Source organism: Gemella haemolysans, assembly GCF_001553035.1.
In the GTDB taxonomy this organism is placed as follows: Bacteria; Bacillota; Bacilli; order Staphylococcales; family Gemellaceae; genus Gemella; species Gemella haemolysans_B.
Window position 1 is genome coordinate 1 of sequence record NZ_KQ959961.1, and the last position, 20,115, is coordinate 20,115.

Consider the following 20,115-nt stretch of genomic DNA (forward strand, 5'->3'; position numbering starts at 1 on the left):
TTTTCTAAATCAACCGAATTTGACAAAGAACCGAAAATTCACGCTAGGGTGTATTATTATAATCCAAGTATATTTAGTATCTCTTTTTTATATTTTAGTTTTTGTTCATCTTGATTATTTTCATCAAGATTTATTTTTATTTCAGACACAATTTCACCAGGTTTATTTTTAATGATATAAATTCTATCGCTTAGATCTATAGCCTCGTCAATATCATGGGTTATTAGTAGAGTAGTTATATCAAGTTTATTCTTGATTTCAAGATACCAAGAGTGTAGTGATATTTTAGTTATAGCATCAAGTGCACTGAAAGGTTCGTCTAGTAAGAATAGTTCTTCTTTAAACATATATGTACGAAGTAGTGCAACCCTTTGACGCATACCTCCACTTAATTCACTAGGATATTTATCTTTGTACTCGTAAAGGTTAAATAATTTTAGGTTTTTAATTGCTTCTTCTTCTGCTTCTTTTTTATTAATTTTTCTTATTAAAAGGGGAAGTATAATATTTTGAATAATAGTCTTATGTTCTAATAATAAGTCTTTTTGAAGCATGTAACTTACGCGACCTTTATAGTCTGTGTTACCTTTTATAGAGATTTCTCCACTTTGAAGAGGATTAATTCCTGCGATAATATTGAAAAGTGTAGTTTTACCAACACCACTTCCACCAAGTATAGATACGACTTCACCTTTATCGACATGAATGTTTATATCTTTTAGTATTTTATTGTTAGGATAATTGAAAGATAAGTTTTTTATTGATAATATATTCATTATTTTATATAGTCATTGCTGAATCCAGTGTTTTCTGCAAGAGGTTGTTTTGTGATTTTATTTTCGTTAATCCAACGGTAGAATGCATTCCATCTGTTAGCATCGAATTCACCCCAGTGGTCTTTGTTTGATGCATATTGTTTAGATAGATATTTTTGAGATTCAAGGATGAAATCTTTTTTATCTTTCAATTCAGGAGCATTTTTAATTAAAATCTCTGCAGCTTCTTCAGGATGTTCTATAGCGTAGACATATCCTTTCTTAATAGCTCTAAGAACTTTTTTAGCTTCTTCTTTATTTTCTTTTAAGTAATCGTTATTAGCAATAATTACTGGAGAGTAGTAGTCTAAGTCTTTATTGAAATCTTTTAGATAGAAGTAGTTAATATCTAATTTCATGTTTTCAGCTAATTTTCCATCCCATGCATAGTAGATCCAAGCTGCATCGAAAAGACCATTTTCTAGAGGTGTAACAGAGTTTGTATCTGTATTTGGAGCTAGATTTAATTTATTAGCATCTCCACCTTGTTTTTGAATTAATGATTTAACCATTGCTAATTCTACTGGATCATTCCAAGTTCCGTACTTTTTACCTTCAAGATCTTTTGGTTCTTTAATGTTGTTTTTCTTAAGTGAAATGATACCAGAAGTGTTGTGTTCGATAATTGCAGCTACAGCAGTAATTCCTGCACCTTTAGAAAGTTTGTTAGCCATTGAGTCTTGGTAATAAATACCAAAAGGTGCTTTATTATTAATAATTAGGTCAGAAGTACTATCTTCAGGCGCTGGTTTAATGTCTAGGTCAATACCTTCTTCAGCAAAGTATCCTTTTTCTTTTGCTACATATAGACCAGTGTGGTTTGTGTTAATCGCCCAGTCAAGTACGAAATCTACTTTTTTAAGTTCTTTTTTCTCTGCATTTTTATTAACTGTACTACATGCAGTTAATGAGATTGCTAAGATAAAAGCAAAAACGCTAGTTAATATCTTTTTCATGATTTTCTCCTATGTATTTCCATTTAATAAATTTTTTCTCACTTAGTTTAACAAGTTCGATACTTAATAAACTGATAACAGATACTAATATTATGATTGCAAACATAGTATCGTATTCAAATAATTTTTTTGCCTTAATCATGTAAACTCCAAGCCCCTCAAATCCACCAAGCCATTCAGCAACCACAGCTGCTATAAAGGCATAAGATACACTAACTCTAAGTCCAGCATAGAAGTAGCTTAGACTTGTTGGGATTTTCACATGCCAAAGTATTTGTAATTTACTAGCATTCATTAGTTGTAATAAAGTAATCATGTCTTTATCACAGTTTCTAAAACCATCTAGAATACTTACAACAATTGGGAATGTTGTTGTTAAAACAATTAATACAATTTTTGGTGTAAGTCCATAGCCCAACCAAAGCACAAGTATAGGCGCTATTGCAATAGTTGGTATGGTTTGAGTCAGTACAAGAAGTGGATAGATAGACTTGTTAAATATTGGTATGCTATCCATAATTAAAGCAAGAAGCCATGCTATAACTATCCCTAGGAATAGACCTATAATAGCTTCGAGTAGGGTGATTTTGCTGTGAAATATTAATAGTTCGTAGTTTTTTATAAAAGCTTTAACTATTTCAACTGGTGTAGGTATGATATATTTTGGAAGTAAACCGAGATTACCAGCTCCTTGCCAAATAACCACTAAGCACAACATAGAAATAGTTGCTGCATATTTATTGATTAAATTTGTCAATTTTCTCATTTATAGTTAAAACATCTCCATAGTTAATTTTCACATTTGCAAAAATATTTTTACTGTCCTCACCCGCTAGGACAAAGCATTCTTTAAGTGTATCCATTAGTTCGTTGAATTCACCTTCAATTACAGTTTCGAATGGAGTAATAATTACATTTGAATGCTTATTTTGTAGAAAATAGATAACTTTATCTATAGTCTTTAATCTTCCATCATGATTATCAAGAGGAAGAATTTGTAATGCAATACTGCAATTTATCAAAATAAAAAACCTCCTTACAATATAAGGGGGGTCTAAGTTTGTCTTTAAGCTAGGTGTGCCTACGCTAGCATTACCTAGATCAGGCGCGGTCGAAATATTTATATTCCCTCTCAGACTGTTCACAGACTCCCGTATAAATAATTATATCACACGTATAAAAAAAAACAATAAAAGAGCTTACAAAAATAAGATTTCCATAATAAGATTTTCATGAGAAAATTAAAGAAAATGAATAATCAATGAAAATAATCTACATAAATATTGTCATTTTCATTTCAAAAAGGTTAATAAAAATATTTGAATTGACGTAAAATCTACATTTCTAATATATTAATAGAAAATATTTTTGATTTTTCTATTAATATATGGTAGAATTATTAAACATAAATAAAATAAAAGAGGGATATACCAGTGAAAATTTTAAGAGAAATTATGGAATGGATAATAGTTGTAGTAGTTTCTATTGCTATTTATCTGCTTATAAGCACATATCTTATCGCGCCTTTTACTGTAAAAGGACATTCGATGGATTATACATTTGCTGATAACGATAAAGTTTTTGTTAATAAATTCAGCAAAAATTATGAGCGTGGAGATGAAGTTGTATTCCATGCAAATGAAACTGATGATTATATTAAACGTATAATCGGAGTTCCTGGAGACACTATAGAATACAGAAACGATGTACTATATGTGAATGGTCAGAAAGTTGAAGAGCCATACTTAGCTCAAAAAATTAAAGAAGCTAAAGCTTCTGGAACTGCACCATTCACACCAGATTTTAATATTGAATTTTTAAGTAGTACAAAATCTAAAACTGTTCCTGAAGGTACGTATTTCGTATTAGGAGATAACAGACAACACAGTACAGATAGTCGTGTATTTGGATTTGTTAAGAAAGAAGCAATGATTGGGAAAGTAAGCTTAAGATACTATCCATTTAGTTCATTTAAATTCTTTTAATAAATACTAAAAGAAAAATTTAATATATCGAATTATTTTAGTTGCTAAAAATTTAGCGTTATGCTAGAATAATATACGGGCACTCTTAAAGAGTGATTTAAGAAACCACCCCCTGCGATATTTTCGTAGGGGGTTTATTATTTTTAATAGAAGGAGAACACAATGACAAAGTATATTTTTGTAACAGGTGGAGTAGTATCATCATTAGGAAAAGGTATTGTAGCGGCATCAGTAGGTCGTGTATTAAAAAATAGAGGATTAAAAGTAACATTACAAAAATTTGATCCATATTTAAACGTTGACCCAGGAACAATGAGTCCATACCAACACGGAGAAGTTTTCGTTACAGAAGATGGAGCTGAGACTGACTTAGACCTAGGGCACTATGAAAGATTTATCGATGTTAACTTAGGACAATATTCTAACGTAACTGCGGGACGTGTTTATTCTTCAATTATAGAAAAAGAACGTCGTGGAGATTATTTAGGAGGAACAGTTCAAGTAATTCCTCACGTAACAAATGAAATTAAATCACGAGTATTGCTAGCTGGAGAATCTAGTGATGCTGATGTTGTTATTACAGAAATTGGTGGAACAACAGGAGATATTGAATCTTTACCATTTTTAGAAGCAATCCGTCAAATCCGTAGCGATTTAGGACGTGATAATGTATGTTTTATTCACTGTACATTATTACCGTACATTAAAGCAGCAGGAGAGATGAAAACTAAACCGACACAACAATCTGTTAAAGAACTACGTGGTTTAGGTATTCAACCAGATATTATCGTAGTTAGAAATGAACTTGCTTTAAACGATGAATTACGTGCGAAGATTTCATTATTCTGTGATATTCCGAAACAAAACGTTATTGAGAGTCGTGATGTAAGCAACTTATATCAATTACCAGTAAATCTTAAAGCTCAAAAAATCGACGATATCGTCTTAAAACACTTCGGATTAACTGCACCAGAAGCGGATATGACTGAATGGTTAGCGTTAGTTGATAGAGTAGATAACTTAAAAGAAGATGTGAGAATCGCATTAGTAGGTAAATATGTAGAACTTCACGATGCTTACATCTCAGTTGTAGAATCTTTAAAACATGCAGGATATAAACACAATGCTAAAGTGAAAATTGATTGGATTCAATCTGAAGATATTACAGAAGAAAATGTTCATGAGTATCTTAAAGATGCAGACGGAATCCTTGTACCAGGTGGCTTTGGTGATCGTGGAGTTGAAGGTAAAATTACTACTATTAAATACGCACGTGAAAACAAAGTACCATTCTTCGGTATTTGTTTAGGTATGCAACTTGCTGCTGTTGAGTTTGCACGTAACGTGTGTGGTTTAACTGGAGCACACTCATCAGAATTAGATCCAAATACGCCATACCCAATTATTAACTTATTAGCAGATCAAGAAAATGTTGTAGAAATGGGAGGAACTTTACGTTTAGGAAGTTACCCATGTACATTAACAGAAGGATCTGTAGCTCACAAAGAATATGGAGAAATCAATATTACTGAGCGTCACCGTCACAGATATGAATTCAATAACTTCTATCGTGAGCGTTTAACTCAAAAAGGAATGGTATTATCAGGAGTTAGTCCAGATGGTAAATTAGTTGAAATCGTGGAAATTCCTGAACACCCATGGTTTGTAGCTGGTCAATTCCACCCAGAGTTTAAATCACGTCCAGAAAAAGCACACCCATTATTCGCTGGATTCATTAAAGCAAGTTTAGAAAATAACAGATAAGAATTTCTATAAATTATGAAATTATTAGATTTAATAACTGACCTTGAAGAAAATCGTAATGAACTTCTTGCAGAATCAATGTCAAAGTATATGCAAGATAAGTTTAGATTTTTAGGTGTACGTGGTGCAACTAGAACGGAAATCTATAAAAAATATTTTCCAGATGCAAGGAAGACTAAAACCATCGATTGGGATTTTGTTGAGAATTGTTGGAATAAAGAGGAGAGAGAATTTCAGTATGCAGTTGTTTATTATTTAAAGGCAATGCAGAAATTTTTAAAAAGAGAAGATATTTCAAGGTTAAAATATCTAATCGTGACAAAATCATGGTGGGATACTGTTGATTTACTTGCTAAAGTTGTAGGAAGTTTAATTATTCGTATCGAAGAGTATGATCAAATAATGCTTGAGTGGAGTAAGGATAGTAATATTTGGTTAAGACGAGTAGCTATTTTATACCAACTGTCTCTTAAAGACAAAGTAGATAAACAAGTTTTAGATGAAATTTTAGTAAACAACCTAGGTGATAGTGAATTTTTCATTAATAAGGCTATAGGTTGGGCACTTCGAGATTATTCTAAATATAATCCAGAGTGGGTTAGAGAATTTATTAAGAAAAATAAGGAGAATATGGCTAATCTTAGTATAAGAGAGGCTAGCAAGTATATTTAGAAAGGAGCGATGTTTAATCGCTCTTTTCTTTTTTAAGGTTACAAATTAAAGAATAACTAAATTTAGTGAAGTCGATAGTAAATTTGTTCTGTTTATCATATATAATGAATCAAGTTATTGTGATTATAAGAAAGAAGTGTATGATTTCACTTTTTTCATTGAAAATAAAATGTTATACTATTATTAAAAGATAAATAGTATTAATTCTATTATTTAAAATAATAATTTATTGATATAGTCTTTGAAATTGGAGAAAATAATTTAGAGGTTGGAGAAAAATGAAAAGAATAGTTATAAGCTTTTTTGTAATATTCCTTTCCGTATTATTATTCGCTGTACTTCCTTTAGTTTTGAAGAATAAACAAGAAGAGTATATAGATTTTTCTGAAGTAACAGAAACAGTTGATAATAGCGCGAAGGATGATGAAACTTTAAGAATTGGATTGATTTCCGTAACTGGTGATAATAAGAGTTATATTTTAGAAAAAGAATTAGCTAATTATATCGGAGAGAAATTGAATAAAAAAGTAAAATTAATACAGAAAAAAAGTTATAGAGATATAAATGTATTATTAAAGAATAACAAGATAGATGTAGCATTCTTATCTACGGGAGCATATTCGTTATATGAAGATAAGGAGTCTTTAGAACTTTTAGCAAGACCAAATAGGGGGAAAACATACTATCATCCCATAGTTATAACAAAAAAAGATTCCAATATAAATAGTATTGAAGATTTGAAAAGCCAGAGCTTCGCATTTGTAGATACTTACAGTTATTCTGGGTATTTAGCAATGAATGACTATTTGAAAAAAAATGGTATGTCAGTAAATAAATTTTTTAGTAACAGTTATTTTACTCATAGTCATGAAGAATCGATAAATCAAGTGGTTAACGGAACTGTTAAGGCAGCAATAGTTGATGACTGGGCATTACAGTATATTTATAATAATTTTCCAGATACTGCACATAATATAAAAATAATACAAACATTTCCAGAGGTTGCAACTGGGCCAGTAGTGACACATAAAAATTATGAAGAAAAAGATAAGCTTAAACAAATCTTGTTATCTATTGATAAGGATAGTACAATAAAAGGAACATTATCACAGCTTCAAATTGAAAAATATGAAGAAACAAAAGCAAGTGATTATCCAAATTTAATAAGTGAGGATTAACATATGGCGAAGTTGAAGATAAAAAATAAGATTATTATATTTTTTGTTGTAATTTATACTATATATTTAGGTGTAATATTAGCCTATACGTATGTTAATAATAAAGATATTTTGGAAAGTGCACTTAAAGATAGAATTACTCAAACTTATTATCAATTGTCAGGAAATATTTCAGAAAATATAAAAACAGAAAATACTTATGAAATTCATCAAAAAATTCATAGTGCAGCATTAAATAATGAAGTTGCATACATTATTGTATTTGATAATGAAAAAAATATCTTAGGGAAAACATTGAAAGAGATTCCTCAGAAAATAGCGACGTTTAATGATGAACAGTTAAATAACTTTAAGAAATATGACAGTTCAAGAGGGGAAATATTAGAGTATGTATCACCCATAGATGATGTTAATATTGGTTATATTAGAGTTGGATTTTACACGAAAAATATTTATATAAAGACATATAGTCAGTTTTTAAGAATCCTTATTTTAAATATGTTAGTGTTTGTTATGTTACTGGTTATTGCATACTACGTTTCAAAATTAATAGAACGCCCGGTGCAAGATTTAACTTCGGTAACCGATGAGATAATTCGAGAAGGCGATTATAGGACAAAGATAGAAAAAGAGAATTACAGTCGCGATTTCCATGTTCTTGTCAGTTCTATAAATGAAATGGTCGAGAATAATAAAAAGAATAAAAAATTAAATAACTATCTATTAAATAAAATATTTAGAATTCAAGAGGAAGAGAAAAAGATGCTGTCGAGAGAACTTCATGATGAAGTTAGTCAATCTTTAGCAAGCCTTCTGTTTTTAATAAGTAATTTAGTAGATAAAGAAAGTGACCAAAAGAAAAAAGATCGCTTATTATTAATTCAGTCCGAAATAGAAAATAGTTTAAGTAATATTAGAAATATAGCTGTTAATTTGAGACCACCTAGTGCTGAACTTAGCTTAGGAGAAGTAATTAGTAAATATATAGAAGATTACAAGAATCTGTATGGTATAGATGTTGAGCTTTATACCAACTATGAGGGTGGGAAAAATAATAATTTTGATATTACTCTTTATCGTATTATTCAAGAATCATTATCGAATATAAAACGACATTCAGGAGCTACAGAAGTCCAAATTAAATTATATGAAAATACAGATTATATAATTTTAACTATTGCGGATAATGGAATAGGATTAACTAAAGAACGAGTGGAACTAGCGAAAAAACAAGGACGACTAGGAATTTATGGTATACAAGAGAGAATTTTTGATTTTTCTGGTGAATTTAAACTATTTAAAAATGATAAGTACTCTACTATACTCATGTGCAGATTTAAAACAGAAATGTTAAAAGAGGAGAAAAATGATGAAAATATTATTAATTGATGATCATAAATTGATAAAAATAGGTATCAAAGTTCTTTTAGAAGATAATGAAGAATTTAGTGTTATAGATGATTGTTCAAGTAAAAAAGAATTTTTAGAAAAGATAACTAATGACTCTTATGACTTATTTATATGTGATATATCATTACCTGATGGAACTGGTTATGATATACTTGAAGTAATAAAAGAGAAGAACATAAATACAAAAGTAATTATTTTAAGTATGCATGAAGATAAATCCTATATGAAAAAAGCTTTTAAATTAGGTGCTTCGGGTTATGTAACAAAGAGTACTGCCCATGAAGAGATACTCCATGCTATAGATAAAGTTATGTTTAAAAATGATATATACCTAAATGAGAAATACGCGACAATTTTCTATGAATTATTCAAGGAAGATAAGGAAATAGAACTTAGCGAAAGAGAAAAAGAAGTAGGAAGATATATTGTAGAAGGATATACACTTACTGATATTGGAGAAAAATTGTTCTTAAGTGTTAAAACTGTAGATACGTATAAAAAACGCCTTATGGAAAAAACTAATACGAAGAAAAGAAGTGAATTAGTAGAATATCTAAAGTCGAACTTAATATTATAATAATAAGTATAAAGAAAAATACGGGTGATTATAGGAATCAGCCGTATTTTCTTTATAAAAAACACCTCTATCAATTTAAGGAGGATCAATGATCTTAGTTGATAGAGATATTTTTTTTCACTAGTTTTCTAATTGTTTAGATGTTTTCTTGAATAATGTTAATGCGATGAATACGAATGCTAATACACAAGAAATGATTAATGCGTAGAAACCTCCGTCCCATCCGAACACGTCAACAAGTTTACCCATTACATAACCAGCACTTGCTGATCCAAGTAGGTAACCGAATAGTCCAGTAAGACCAGTAGCTGTACCTGTAGCAACACGTGGAACTAAGTCCGCTGCTTGAAGACCGATCATCATAACAGGTCCGTAGATTAAGAATCCGATAGCTACTAGACAGATGTTATCGATAAGTGGGTTACCTGGAGGGTTTTTCCAGTAAATGAATACTGCAACAAGTACTCCAGTTAAGAATAATAACATTGGAGGAGCACGGTGTCCTTTGAACACTTTATCACTTAAGTAACCACTAGCTAGCATACCGAAGATACCAGCATATTCATATAAGAAGTAAGCCCAGCTTTGTTTGTCAACAGAGAAGTGTTTTACTTCTTTTAAGTATGTTGGAGCCCAGTCGATAATTCCGTAACGAACGAAGTATACGAATACGTTAGCAACAGCGATAGCCCATAGGAATTTGTTGTTAATAATGTATTTAAAGAAGATATCTTTTGCTGATAATGTGTGAGCAGATTCAACTTTTTCTACAATTTTTTCACCTTTCCATTCATCTACAGGTGGTAAACCTTCAGATTCTGGAGTATCTTTCATTAGGTAGAACATGATAATTGCTAAGATAATAGCAATAGTCGCTGGTAAGTAGAATAATGATTGCCAAGCACCAAAAACAGAAAGTCCTACAAGTGCAAGAGGTCCGATTAATCCACCTCCAAGGTTGTGAGAAACGTTCCACCAACTCCACCAAGCACCACGCTCAGAAGCTGAGAACCAGTTAGTCATTGTTTTAGCACCAGGTGGGTAACCCATACCTTGGAACCATCCGTTAAGTGCTGATAAGAAAATCATTAATGTTAATGAAGATAGCACTGCAGGAACAAGACCAAAAATTAAGCTGACTGCGGCAGAAGCAACTAAACCAATAGTAATAAAGTACTTAGGATTACTTCTGTCTGATACGTTACCCATGATGAATTTACTGAAACCATAAGCTAATGATAGAGCAAGTGAAACTTTCCCTAAGTCAGCTTTAGAGTAACCGTATTGTTCGATTAAATAAGGGATAGCAAGTGAGAAGTTTTTTCTGATTAGATAGTACGCTGCGTATCCAATGAATACCCCTGAGAATACTTGCCATCGAAGTCTTTTATATTCAGCATCTGTACGAGCACTGTCGATTCTCGGTTTAGGTGCTGAAGCTTTTAAAAATGAAAACATTTAGAATTCCTCCTTAACTTCAATTATATATAATATTAAATTAATATAGTTTTTTTTATTATAAACCCTTTTATTTAATAGGTTTTTATAGCAATTTAATATTTTTTAAATCGCATATTTATTTAAACTATTTAACTTATAAAATTATTATATAAAACTAGAAAACGTTTGTAAATGCTAATAGAAAAAGTTTTTTTCTTTTAGAAAATACCTTACACTTTTTGTAGGAATAAATCCTACAAAATATAACAATTGACAAATCAACTATTATAAAGTACAATAGTTTTAAATAATTGACTTATCAATTAATAGAGGAGAAAAATATGGATGTTAAAGACTATGTAAAATTATTACATGATTTAAAAATTTTAGAAATAAAAGTCACGAATATTTTTGAAAAAAGATTAGAAATAAGTTTAACAAGATTTCAAATCATAAAATATTTATATGACGTTGAGGTTGCAACTCCTAAGCAAATAGCACAAAGCTTAGAAATAGATGCGGCAGCCATAACAAGACATATAAAAATACTAGAAGAAGGAGAATATATAACAAAGCGTCGTAATGAGCAAAATAATAGAGAAGTATTTGTAGAACTTACACAATATTCCAAAAATAAAGTGGATCAGTGTGTTAAAGAAACTGATGTTAGACAATTTATTGGTCCAGAATTTACCAATGATGATTTTGAACAGTTGGTAATTTTACTTAATAAGTTCAATAATAATTTAATTTAAAAAAGAGGTATAAAGATGAGTATAATAACAACAATTTTAACAGTATTAGTAGCACTACTATTTTTCTATATTATGTATTTAGAGACCTTTGCTACAGATTCAGATGCTACAAGTAGAGTGTTTAATATAGATAAGGAGGAACTTCAAAGACCTAATTTAAATGTTTTATTTAAAAATCAAGGCGTATATAATGGTTTAATCGGAGTAGGATTACTATATGGGACATTTTTATCAAAAAACCAAAAAGAAATCGTAGAAATGCTATTAGTTTATATTATTTTAGTAGCTATTTATGGTGGTTTAACAAGTGATAAAAAAATCATTTTAAAGCAAGGTGGATTACCAATTTTGGCTTTAATTTCATTATTATTTTAGAGAAGTATAAGCATGAAAAATACAGCGGTAATTATTGGCGCCACTGGTGCAGTAGGTAGAGAAATAGTAAATGAGATATTAAGAGGTGAATATTATGATAGAATTTATGTTCTTGGAAGAAATTCTATCAGTAAATTACCTGATGATAGTAGGTTGGCAAAGATAATTATAGATTTTGACAATATAGATTTTGATATGGATATATTAGAAAATGCAGATGTTTTTGCTAGTCTTGGAACAACGATAAAAATTGCAGGAACAAAAGAAAATCAAAGAAAGATTGACGTTGACTATACTGTGAATTTTGCTAAACTTTGTGAAGAGAAAACTAGAAGTTTTAATGTGGTTTCGGCTATAGGAGCGAATAGTAAGTCAAAAAATTTCTATAATTCATTAAAGGGCGAGTTAGAGGATGCATTAAAAGAATTGAATCTAGGAGTTCTTAGAATTTTTCAGCCCTCTCTACTCATTAGTAAGAGAGAAGACGGGAGATTTCTTGAAGAATTATTTATAAAAATTTCGCCGTTATTTAAGATATTATTAAAAGGAAGAACAAAAAAATACAGACCAATTGAAGTTAGTCTATTAGGTAAAGAAATTGTTCGATTCGCTTGCGAGAATAAGAGTGAAGGAACATATACTTATAATGATTTTTAGAAAAGATTGCCCTAAAAGTCCTAAATTTTTAAAAAGTTTATATGTGAATTCTTCTAGAACGTAGCAGTTTATTGATATTTTAATTCTTTATAAAAACTTCCTAGATATCTAATAAACTACTGCAGGTAGTGATTCGAAATCGTGATTTCTTAAGAAATCATGATTTTAGAGTCACTGCCTTTTAATTGATTAGAATTTTAAACGGATATTATTTGTTTTGTATAGTAAAAAGTTTTATAATAAAGATAAGAGAACGTTTTTAAAACATTATTTGTAGGGATGAAATTAAAATAAGGAGAATTAGTATGAGTGTAGGAATAATTTTTGAAGAAGCGGGATTGTTAAAAAAACATGACAGATTTAAATTAGTAAAAAAAGTAGGGAAACAAGGTGAACTAATAGCGAAACATAACCATCCAGAAGCCTTGGTAGTATTTACTTGTGTTAAAGGAGAGGTTAAGGTGTACTTAAATGATGATGAAGTACATATTGTTGAACCAGGGAAAGTACTTCATTTTGATGGAGATAATTATATTAATGCTGAATTTTTACAAGATGGAGAAGTATTTGTAACTTTAATTCATAAATAATTCATAAAATTATCATAGATATTTGGCACATAGAATTGTATAAAATTAGAGTCTTCCAATTGTTTTTATAGCAATCTAAATTATTATTTTAAGGGAGGATATATTATGTTAAATCAAGTAATATTAATAGGAAGACTAGTTAAAAAGCCTGAACTAAAAGAAAGTGATAAGAAAGTAAACTATATTAAAGCAACATTAGCTGTTCAATCTGATTTTAAAAATAAGGATGGAAATTATGATACAGAATTTTTCGAGTTTACTACTTTTGGTAAAACTGCAGAAAATACCGCTAAATATTGTGAAAAGGGAAGTTTGCTTAATATAGTAGGTAGTTTGAATAACAATGTTTATACTGACAAAAATGGAGTAAAACACTATCAAATGTCTGTAATTGCTAATAAAGTTTCTTTTTTAAGCAAAGGAACGAAAAAAGAAGAAAAAGAGTCAGAAGACGTATTTGTCTTAGGTCAATAAAAATAAATACTAATTTAGATTGCATAAATCTCTAACGTAGGTTAAACTATGTTAGAGATTTATTTGCATACTTGTATTTTTTTCTTTTTATTGTATAATAATAGATAAAAAATTAAAATTTATTAATAGAAAGGAAGTGGTTTTATGGAAGAAATCAAAGTGAAATATTTTAAAGAAGGAAAATTGATGACAATTCCTAAAAAAGAAAAGAATAAGATATCTGTGCTTCAGTTAGTTTTACAGATGTTAAAGGAAAAATCATTAGAGTTTACTGAGAAAGAATTAAATGAAGCAATTAAGGAGATTTATCCAGATTATTCTCTAATTAGAAGATATCTTGTTGATTATAAGTTCTTAGAAAGAGATAATTATGGGAAAATGTATAAGATAGTAGGGGAAAAAGATGAATAATACAAAGTTTTATTATTTGTATAGTATTTTATCTATAACAGCACTATCATTCTTTAATCCGATTTTATATATTTACCTGTTATCGAAAGATTTTTCTTTTACTGAAGTTGGGCTATATTTATCGATTTTTTGGTTGGCTTCATTTATGACTGAGCTTCCGTGTGGGGCAATCACTGATAATATCGGAGCAAAAAATAGTATTCTGCTAAGTGTGGTTTTTAGGGTTGTTGGATTAATATTGTTGCTTAGCAATAGTTTAATATTATTATACATATCTGCAATATTATCTGCCATTGCAGAATCATTTCAATCTGGAACTTTAACAAGTTGGTTGATCAATGTAAACAATAAAAATAATGAAGAAATAGATATAGATAAAGTTCTTTCTAGAAATTCGCTATATTCACTATTTTTCTCAGCGGTAATAGGATTTGTAAGTGCCAAGTATGTATATGTTTATTTTAAAAGTTTGTCGATAATATTGAGTATGTCAGTTTTTATTATTTCGTTTTTATTTACATATTTATTTATGCAAAAATTAGAACAGACACAAAAAATATCTATAGAGAATTTAAAAGGTTCAATAGTTACGGTGAAAAATTCGTTAAAAGAAACACTTTATGTAAAAAGTAGTGTATTTCTTATGATACTGTTTGTTATTCCTTCTATTTTGGATCTGGGTCCATCAAATCAATGGCAAGCTGTATTTGAAAAATTAGATGCTGATATTATCGGTTATGTTTGGATTGGTATATCAGTTAGTGGGATGTTCGGAAGTGTTATATATGAAAAATTATCAAATAAATTATCGAAATTACGAATTTTATATTTCTTTGTAATTGTAAATCTTGGAATGCTATTAATGTTTATTTTTATTCAAAATGTATATGCTAAGTTTATACTATTTATGCTATTTATTGTATTTTTCACTTTAATGAGCATACAGGTTAATGTATTTATGCATAAATATTTGGTAAAAAGTGATGAGAATAGGACGACAACAGTTTCTATATTCTATACTCTTGAATCTATCATTGTAGCAATATTATTGTCTGTAAATGGAGTGCTAACTGATAAAATAGGAATAGAAAATACATGGTTAATCTTTATAGGAATGGTAGGAGTAATAATTTTATCTTTTATGTTGGTAAAACTGAAAAAGAGAAGAATTAAATAGTTTAATTATTGATTTTAAGAATCTTCAGGGAGTGACTCAAAAATCGCGATTTCTCGGAAATCGCGATTTTTTTAGAGTCACCCCCGCAAAGTTTATTAGATATCTAAAAAGCTTTTATTAAGCGAATTTAGATATCAATAAACCACTGCGTCTATGAGTTTTCATACACATTTTTTTGAAATTTAGGACTTTTGGGTCAGCCCCTTTTTTTGTAAAGGCAAACAATTTATATTGCTTATTAATTAGATTAATAGTAAAATAATTAGTATAAACTTATATACAAGGAGTTCATATTGTGAAAAAATACAAATTATCAATATTATTAGCGAGTGCAGTATTAGGAGGAGTAGGTGCTACTTACTTATCTGCAGAAGTAAATGAAGTTTCTGCGGCAGAGGTTAAAACAGAAGTAGTGACGCCTGCTACTACAACAGATAAAAATGAAGGTATACCGGCTGGAGCAACTACATCAGCAGCTCAAGTAACAGCGCCTAAAGAAGTAAAAAATATAGGGGAAGTACAAGGTGAAAGCCATGAAAGTCCTTTAGTTGGAAAAGAAGTAGTAATCAACAATGTTGTTGTAACTAAGACTGATAAAACAGGATTCTATGTTCAAGATAAAGTATCAGATAATAATCCAAAAACTTCTGATGCAGTATATGTTGCTTCAGAAGAGAAAGTAGAATCAGGGGATTTATTAAAAGTTCAAGGAACTGTTAAAGAAGGTTATATGGAAGAATATTCTGTAAGACCAGGACAAACTTTTAAGAAACCAGCTGGAAGTTTAACTGTTACTCAAATTATTAATGCTACTATAACAAAATTAGGAAAAGCAGACTTACCGAAAGCATTAAACATTTCTGAAAAAATGCCAAAAGATATAGTGGATAATACACCAACTAAATATAATCCAGAAACTGAGGCACTAGACTACTGGGAAAGCCTAGAGGGAATGCGTGTAGAAGTAACAAAACCAAAAGTTACTGGTCCACAATATAAAGGTGATATCTATGTATTGCCAGGTGACTACAAAGGTCAAAAACTTAATAACATCGGTGGAGTTAATCTACGCCCAGGTGTACAAAATACAGAAGTACTACCTATTACAGTAGGAAATAAATTTGTAGCAAAAGCAAAAGATTACTTTAATGAAAATATTACTGGGGTAGTTACTTATAAAAATAAAACATATAAAATTGATCCATCTAGTGTACCAGCAATTCAAGATGGAGGATTAAAACGTGAAGTGTCTAAAATTTATCCTTCAGAAGATAAACTAACAATTGCTTCTTACAATATTGAAAACTTCTCAGCTAACAACAATGGTCACGATGAAACACCAGAAGAAAAAGTTGATAAGATTGCTAATTCATTTATCAAGGAAGTTCATAGTCCGGATATTATTACTCTAATCGAAGTTCAAGATAACAATGGTGGAGTTAATGATGGAACTGTTGATGGAGTTAAGAGTGGAGAAAAATTAGCTCAAAGAATTAAGAGTCTTGGTGGACCAGATTATAAATACACAGAAATAGCTCCAGTTGATGGAAAAGATGGTGGTAAACCAGGTGCTAATATTAGGGTAGCTTACTTATATAATCCTAAGAGAGTAACTCTAATTGGAAAAGAAAAAGGTGGAAGCGAAGAAGCTGCGCGTTTTGTAAATGGACACCTTGAGAAAAATCCAGCGAGAATTGATCCAAAAAGTGTTCATTTCGAGAAAGTTAGAAAATCATTAGCTGCTGAATTTGAATTTAAAGGTGAAAGAATAGTAGTAATTGCAAACCACTTAAAATCAAAATTAGGAGACGATGCAATCTATGGTTCTAACCAACCATCTGTAGAGAATACAAAAGCAAAACGTATTGAAGAGGCTAAAATTCTAAATGCTTTCATTAAAGAAGGATTACGTCAAAATCCTAACTTAAAATTTGTTCTTACAGGGGATTTCAATGACTTCGAATTCTCAGATAGTGTAAAAACAATCGTAGGAAATGAACTTGTTAACTTAATGGCTGAACATGAACAAGGAGATAGATATTCATACTTCTATCGTGGAAGTAACCAAAGTTTAGACAATATTTTAATTTCTAAAAATATCAAGGATAAAGTAGTATTCTCTCCTGTGCATATTAATGCTTCATTTATGGAAGAACATGGACGTGCTTCTGACCACGATCCTGTAGTTGTTCAAATCGACTTTAGTAAACCAGCAGCTCCAGAATCACCTGGGTTAAATCCAACAACTCCAGCATTGTCAGAGATAAATCCAACAACTCCGTTATCACCAGAGGTGAAACCAGAACAAGGCAGTACTTCAAACAAAGAGGATAAAAAAGATAACTTAACATCTCAAGACTTAGGAGAAGTTGCAACAGATGCTAATAACGATGCACCTAAATCAAAAACAAAAGAAGTTACTTCAGCGAAAAATGTATTACCAAAAACTGGATTAGATACTTCTAGTTCATTAGTCTTTGCTGGAATCAGTGCAATGATGGCATTCTTCTTAGGAAGAAAAAAACGTAATAACTAAATTATTATTGAATAATTTTTAGAGAGATGACTCAAGAAAATTGATTTAAATAAATCACTATTCTTGAGTCATCTTATTTTTTGTGAAAAATAAGTTAAAGTAAGTATAATCATTAGAGAAAAAAGTCGAAATGTGATAAAATTTTATAGTTAAGCAAAATAATGATTGAGAGGTATTAATCATGAGAACAGTGTTATTTATCGATAATCTTGAAGTATTTGCTAATCATGGATTATTTGAAGAAGAGAATAAATTAGGTCAGAAATTTATTTTTGACATAGAATGTGAACTTAATTATAAGAAAGCTATGTTCAGTGATGAAATGACAGATAGTACTAGTTATGCTGATATTGTAGAAGTTGTTGTGAAAACTGCTACGACTAATACATTTAATTTGCTTGAAAGATTAGCTGGAGAAATTTTAAAAAATATTTTTACTGAATTTTCTCAAATAGAAAATATAAAATTAAAAATTAATAAACCAGGAGCACCGATAAAATATCATTTTGAAAAATGCGGTGTAGAAGTAAAACTATCACGTGAGGAGTTTTATAACTTATAATGATTATACTAGCGTTAGGAACTAATATAGAACCAAGGGAACAGTATTTAAAAGATGCTTTAGCAAAAATAGAAGAAAATAATCTTAAGATTATTTTAGAGAGCAGTATTTATGAAACACCTGTATGGGGTGGTGTAGCTGATCAAGACTTCTTAAATATGTGTATAGAAGTAGAAACTTCGCTAGGAGCATATGAATTACTAGATACGATTCAAAAAATAGAACTTGAATTAGGGCGAGTTCGTAAGGAACACTGGGGCAATAGGATAATTGATATTGATGTAATCACATTTGATGATTTAGTTTTTAATGATGATAGATTAATTGTTCCACATAAATATATTCATGATAGAAACTTTGTTTTAGCTCCGTTAGTAGAAATGTACGATAGTATAGAGATAGCTGGAAAAAATATAAAAGAATCATTAGAGAAAATAACAGAACCTATAAGTGTATATAAAGAAAAATTGTAAAATGAAAGGATAAAGAATGTTTAAAATTAGAGAAGTAGAAATTCCAAATAGAGTTGTTTTAGCACCTATGGCAGGTGTATGTAATGCTGCATTCCGTTTAACAGCAAAAGAATTCGGTGCAGGATTAGTTTGTGCTGAGATGGTAAGTGATAAAGCTATTTTATTTAATAATAAAAAAACGATGAATATGCTATATATAGATCCAAGAGAGCGTCCACTAAGTTTACAAATCTTCGGTGGGGAGATTGAAACATTAGTAGAAGCGGCGAAGTATGTTGATAAAAACACAGAAGCTGATATTATTGACTTAAATATGGGATGTCCGGTACCGAAAATTACTAAAGTTGATGCTGGTAGTAAATTACTTCTTGATCCAGATAAGGTATATGAAGTAATTGCAAGACTAGTAGACTCTGTTTCTAAGCCTGTAACAGTAAAAATGCGTATGGGATGGGATGATGAGCATATTTACATAATGGATAATGCTAGAAATGCAGAGCGTGCTGGTGCTAGTGCTATTGCTATCCATGGTAGAACAAAAGTTCAAATGTACAGTGGTAAAGCTAACTGGGATGTTATTCGTGATGTGAAAAAAGAACTAAAGATTCCAGTAATTGGTAATGGAGATGTAACTTCACCAGAACTTGCGAAAAAGATGCTGGATGATACTAATTGTGATGCGGTAATGATAGGGCGTGCTGCCTTAGGAAATCCTTGGATGCTATATCGTACAGTTAAGTATCTAGAAACTGGTGAATTAACAGAAGAACCAAGCCCAAGAGAAAAAATAGATGTTTGTCTACTTCACTTAAGAAGACTTATGGAAATTAAACCTGAAAGAGTAGCCGTACACGAAATGAGAAAACACGCTGCATACTACATGAAGGGTATTAAAGGTGGAGCAAAAGTTAAAAAAGAATTAAATACTTTAAACTCATATGCAGAGATGGAAAATCTATTCGGAGAATTCCTAGATTATCTTGAGTCTGGTATTGTAGCTCCAAAAAAAGAAATAATCATTTAATGCATTGAATTATTAATTCCAATAAATAAAAAATAATACTGAAAAAGGTTATACAAATGTTAGTATAGCCTCTTTTTTATTGTTAATAAGAAATATAAAAAACTTATTTAAAGTGATTTAGAAGCGAGAGAAATACTAAGAATTGTAGTGTTCTATAGCATTTTCAAAATAATAATACTATGTAATATTAATATTAAAAATAAATAATGAGAAATGGCAAACTTTAAAAAGTATCTAGAAAATAATAATTCAATGTGTTATAATTAAGAAAAAAGAAAACGTTT

The 20,115-nt window shown here is 30.0% G+C and carries 22 protein-coding genes; 17 read left to right on the forward strand and 5 right to left on the reverse strand.

Features of this window, described 5'->3' with window-relative positions; genetic code table 11:
- Positions 1 to 56 precede the first annotated feature (56 nt).
- From HMPREF3186_RS05060 to HMPREF3186_RS05075, 4 genes are read right to left on the reverse strand one after another with little or no spacing between them, the layout of a single operon-like run.
- Entirely contained in the window at positions 57 to 776 is a 720-nt protein-coding gene (locus HMPREF3186_RS05060) for an ABC transporter ATP-binding protein (protein ID WP_060914212.1), read from the reverse strand.
- Positions 776 to 1,771, reverse strand: a complete 996-nt coding sequence (locus HMPREF3186_RS05065; protein WP_060914213.1) for an ABC transporter substrate-binding protein — start codon at positions 1,769 to 1,771, stop codon at positions 776 to 778. The genes HMPREF3186_RS05060 and HMPREF3186_RS05065 overlap by 1 nt, the downstream gene beginning before the upstream one ends.
- A complete protein-coding gene (locus HMPREF3186_RS05070; protein WP_060914214.1) occupies positions 1,752 to 2,537 on the reverse strand; it encodes an ABC transporter permease in 786 nt (261 codons plus the stop codon). Before HMPREF3186_RS05070 ends, HMPREF3186_RS05065 begins: the two co-directional genes overlap by 20 nt.
- On the reverse strand, positions 2,509 to 2,793 hold the full coding sequence (locus HMPREF3186_RS05075; RefSeq protein ID WP_060914215.1) for a thiamine-binding protein: 285 nt from the start codon (positions 2,791 to 2,793) through the stop codon (positions 2,509 to 2,511). The genes HMPREF3186_RS05070 and HMPREF3186_RS05075 overlap by 29 nt, the downstream gene beginning before the upstream one ends.
- A gap of 411 nt (positions 2,794 to 3,204) precedes the next feature.
- Here HMPREF3186_RS05075 and lepB point away from each other — a divergent pair, with 411 nt between their 5' ends.
- The 6 genes from lepB to HMPREF3186_RS05105 all read left to right on the forward strand — a co-directional run bounded on the left by lepB (position 3,205) and on the right by HMPREF3186_RS05105 (position 9,357).
- Positions 3,205 to 3,756: a signal peptidase I gene (gene lepB / locus HMPREF3186_RS05080; RefSeq protein WP_060914216.1), complete on the forward strand. Its 552-nt coding sequence runs from the start codon at positions 3,205 to 3,207 to the stop codon at positions 3,754 to 3,756.
- Positions 3,757 to 3,918: 162 nt separating this feature from the next.
- Positions 3,919 to 5,520: a CTP synthase gene (locus tag HMPREF3186_RS05085; protein ID WP_060914217.1), complete on the forward strand. Its 1,602-nt coding sequence runs from the start codon at positions 3,919 to 3,921 to the stop codon at positions 5,518 to 5,520.
- 15 nt (positions 5,521 to 5,535) lie between these two features.
- Positions 5,536 to 6,192, forward strand: coding sequence for a DNA alkylation repair protein (locus tag HMPREF3186_RS05090; RefSeq protein ID WP_060914218.1), 657 nt, complete (start codon positions 5,536 to 5,538; stop codon positions 6,190 to 6,192).
- 278 nt (positions 6,193 to 6,470) lie between these two features.
- The gene (phnD, locus tag HMPREF3186_RS05095) at positions 6,471 to 7,370 is read left to right on the forward strand and encodes a phosphate/phosphite/phosphonate ABC transporter substrate-binding protein (protein ID WP_060914219.1); all 900 of its coding nucleotides are present in this window, start codon (positions 6,471 to 6,473) and stop codon (positions 7,368 to 7,370) included.
- Between the two features lie 3 nt (positions 7,371 to 7,373).
- Entirely contained in the window at positions 7,374 to 8,759 is a 1,386-nt protein-coding gene (locus tag HMPREF3186_RS05100; protein ID WP_060914220.1) for a histidine kinase, read from the forward strand.
- Positions 8,740 to 9,357 carry a response regulator transcription factor gene (locus tag HMPREF3186_RS05105; RefSeq protein ID WP_060914221.1) on the forward strand — a complete coding sequence of 206 codons (618 nt, stop codon included), beginning with the start codon at positions 8,740 to 8,742 and terminating at the stop codon, positions 9,355 to 9,357. Before HMPREF3186_RS05100 ends, HMPREF3186_RS05105 begins: the two co-directional genes overlap by 20 nt.
- Positions 9,358 to 9,477: 120 nt before the next feature.
- Here the strand turns inward: HMPREF3186_RS05105 and pgtP are convergent, their stop codons facing one another.
- A complete protein-coding gene (gene pgtP / locus HMPREF3186_RS05110; protein ID WP_060914222.1) occupies positions 9,478 to 10,815 on the reverse strand; it encodes a phosphoglycerate transporter protein PgtP in 1,338 nt (445 codons plus the stop codon).
- Between the two features lie 323 nt (positions 10,816 to 11,138).
- On the opposite strand from pgtP, the gene HMPREF3186_RS05115 reads away from it, so the two are divergent.
- The 11 genes from HMPREF3186_RS05115 to dusB all read left to right on the forward strand — a co-directional run bounded on the left by HMPREF3186_RS05115 (position 11,139) and on the right by dusB (position 19,831).
- A complete protein-coding gene (locus HMPREF3186_RS05115) occupies positions 11,139 to 11,552 on the forward strand; it encodes a MarR family winged helix-turn-helix transcriptional regulator (RefSeq protein WP_060914223.1) in 414 nt (137 codons plus the stop codon).
- A 15-nt stretch (positions 11,553 to 11,567) separates the two neighbouring features.
- Positions 11,568 to 11,927, forward strand: coding sequence for a DUF1304 domain-containing protein (locus tag HMPREF3186_RS05120; protein WP_060914224.1), 360 nt, complete (start codon positions 11,568 to 11,570; stop codon positions 11,925 to 11,927).
- Between the two features lie 12 nt (positions 11,928 to 11,939).
- Entirely contained in the window at positions 11,940 to 12,584 is a 645-nt protein-coding gene (locus HMPREF3186_RS05125) for a Rossmann-fold NAD(P)-binding domain-containing protein (RefSeq protein WP_060914225.1), read from the forward strand.
- Positions 12,585 to 12,889: 305 nt separating this feature from the next.
- Entirely contained in the window at positions 12,890 to 13,174 is a 285-nt protein-coding gene (locus HMPREF3186_RS05130) for a cupin domain-containing protein (RefSeq protein WP_060914226.1), read from the forward strand.
- A gap of 105 nt (positions 13,175 to 13,279) precedes the next feature.
- Positions 13,280 to 13,648 carry a single-stranded DNA-binding protein gene (locus HMPREF3186_RS05135; RefSeq protein ID WP_004263834.1) on the forward strand — a complete coding sequence of 123 codons (369 nt, stop codon included), beginning with the start codon at positions 13,280 to 13,282 and terminating at the stop codon, positions 13,646 to 13,648.
- Between the two features lie 144 nt (positions 13,649 to 13,792).
- The gene (locus HMPREF3186_RS05140) at positions 13,793 to 14,059 is read left to right on the forward strand and encodes a DUF2087 domain-containing protein (protein ID WP_060914227.1); all 267 of its coding nucleotides are present in this window, start codon (positions 13,793 to 13,795) and stop codon (positions 14,057 to 14,059) included.
- Positions 14,052 to 15,236, forward strand: coding sequence for an MFS transporter (locus HMPREF3186_RS05145; protein ID WP_060914228.1), 1,185 nt, complete (start codon positions 14,052 to 14,054; stop codon positions 15,234 to 15,236). The genes HMPREF3186_RS05140 and HMPREF3186_RS05145 overlap by 8 nt, the downstream gene beginning before the upstream one ends.
- A 295-nt stretch (positions 15,237 to 15,531) precedes the next feature.
- Positions 15,532 to 17,772 (forward strand): endonuclease/exonuclease/phosphatase family protein, encoded by a 2,241-nt coding sequence (locus tag HMPREF3186_RS05150; protein ID WP_060914229.1) that lies wholly within the window; start codon positions 15,532 to 15,534, stop codon positions 17,770 to 17,772.
- 181 nt (positions 17,773 to 17,953) lie between these two features.
- A complete protein-coding gene (gene folB, locus HMPREF3186_RS05155; protein ID WP_060914230.1) occupies positions 17,954 to 18,334 on the forward strand; it encodes a dihydroneopterin aldolase in 381 nt (126 codons plus the stop codon).
- A complete protein-coding gene (folK, locus tag HMPREF3186_RS05160; protein WP_060914231.1) occupies positions 18,334 to 18,807 on the forward strand; it encodes a 2-amino-4-hydroxy-6-hydroxymethyldihydropteridine diphosphokinase in 474 nt (157 codons plus the stop codon). The genes folB and folK overlap by 1 nt, the downstream gene beginning before the upstream one ends.
- Before the next feature lie 16 nt (positions 18,808 to 18,823).
- Entirely contained in the window at positions 18,824 to 19,831 is a 1,008-nt protein-coding gene (dusB, locus tag HMPREF3186_RS05165) for a tRNA dihydrouridine synthase DusB (RefSeq protein WP_004263927.1), read from the forward strand.
- Positions 19,832 to 20,115: the final 284 nt, after the last annotated feature.

Bases quoted from the DNA above. Each gene is read 5' to 3' on its own strand.
- HMPREF3186_RS05125 (WP_060914225.1), top strand. From the start codon at position 11,940: ATGAAAAATACAGCGGTAATTATTGGCGCCACTGGTGCAGTAGGTAGA.
- HMPREF3186_RS05115 (WP_060914223.1), top strand. From the start codon at position 11,139: ATGGATGTTAAAGACTATGTAAAATTATTACATGATTTAAAAATTTTA.
- dusB (WP_004263927.1), top strand. From the start codon at position 18,824: ATGTTTAAAATTAGAGAAGTAGAAATTCCAAATAGAGTTGTTTTAGCA.
- HMPREF3186_RS05120 (WP_060914224.1), top strand. From the start codon at position 11,568: ATGAGTATAATAACAACAATTTTAACAGTATTAGTAGCACTACTATTT.
- HMPREF3186_RS05065 (WP_060914213.1), bottom strand. From the start codon at position 1,771: ATGAAAAAGATATTAACTAGCGTTTTTGCTTTTATCTTAGCAATCTCA.
- folB (WP_060914230.1), top strand. From the start codon at position 17,954: ATGAGAACAGTGTTATTTATCGATAATCTTGAAGTATTTGCTAATCAT.
- HMPREF3186_RS05070 (WP_060914214.1), bottom strand. From the start codon at position 2,537: ATGAGAAAATTGACAAATTTAATCAATAAATATGCAGCAACTATTTCT.
- HMPREF3186_RS05130 (WP_060914226.1), top strand. From the start codon at position 12,890: ATGAGTGTAGGAATAATTTTTGAAGAAGCGGGATTGTTAAAAAAACAT.
- HMPREF3186_RS05105 (WP_060914221.1), top strand. From the start codon at position 8,740: ATGAAAATATTATTAATTGATGATCATAAATTGATAAAAATAGGTATC.
- HMPREF3186_RS05140 (WP_060914227.1), top strand. From the start codon at position 13,793: ATGGAAGAAATCAAAGTGAAATATTTTAAAGAAGGAAAATTGATGACA.
- HMPREF3186_RS05060 (WP_060914212.1), bottom strand. From the start codon at position 776: ATGAATATATTATCAATAAAAAACTTATCTTTCAATTATCCTAACAAT.
- HMPREF3186_RS05085 (WP_060914217.1), top strand. From the start codon at position 3,919: ATGACAAAGTATATTTTTGTAACAGGTGGAGTAGTATCATCATTAGGA.
- phnD (WP_060914219.1), top strand. From the start codon at position 6,471: ATGAAAAGAATAGTTATAAGCTTTTTTGTAATATTCCTTTCCGTATTA.
- HMPREF3186_RS05145 (WP_060914228.1), top strand. From the start codon at position 14,052: ATGAATAATACAAAGTTTTATTATTTGTATAGTATTTTATCTATAACA.
- HMPREF3186_RS05100 (WP_060914220.1), top strand. From the start codon at position 7,374: ATGGCGAAGTTGAAGATAAAAAATAAGATTATTATATTTTTTGTTGTA.
- HMPREF3186_RS05090 (WP_060914218.1), top strand. From the start codon at position 5,536: ATGAAATTATTAGATTTAATAACTGACCTTGAAGAAAATCGTAATGAA.
- folK (WP_060914231.1), top strand. From the start codon at position 18,334: ATGATTATACTAGCGTTAGGAACTAATATAGAACCAAGGGAACAGTAT.
- HMPREF3186_RS05135 (WP_004263834.1), top strand. From the start codon at position 13,280: ATGTTAAATCAAGTAATATTAATAGGAAGACTAGTTAAAAAGCCTGAA.
- pgtP (WP_060914222.1), bottom strand. From the start codon at position 10,815: ATGTTTTCATTTTTAAAAGCTTCAGCACCTAAACCGAGAATCGACAGT.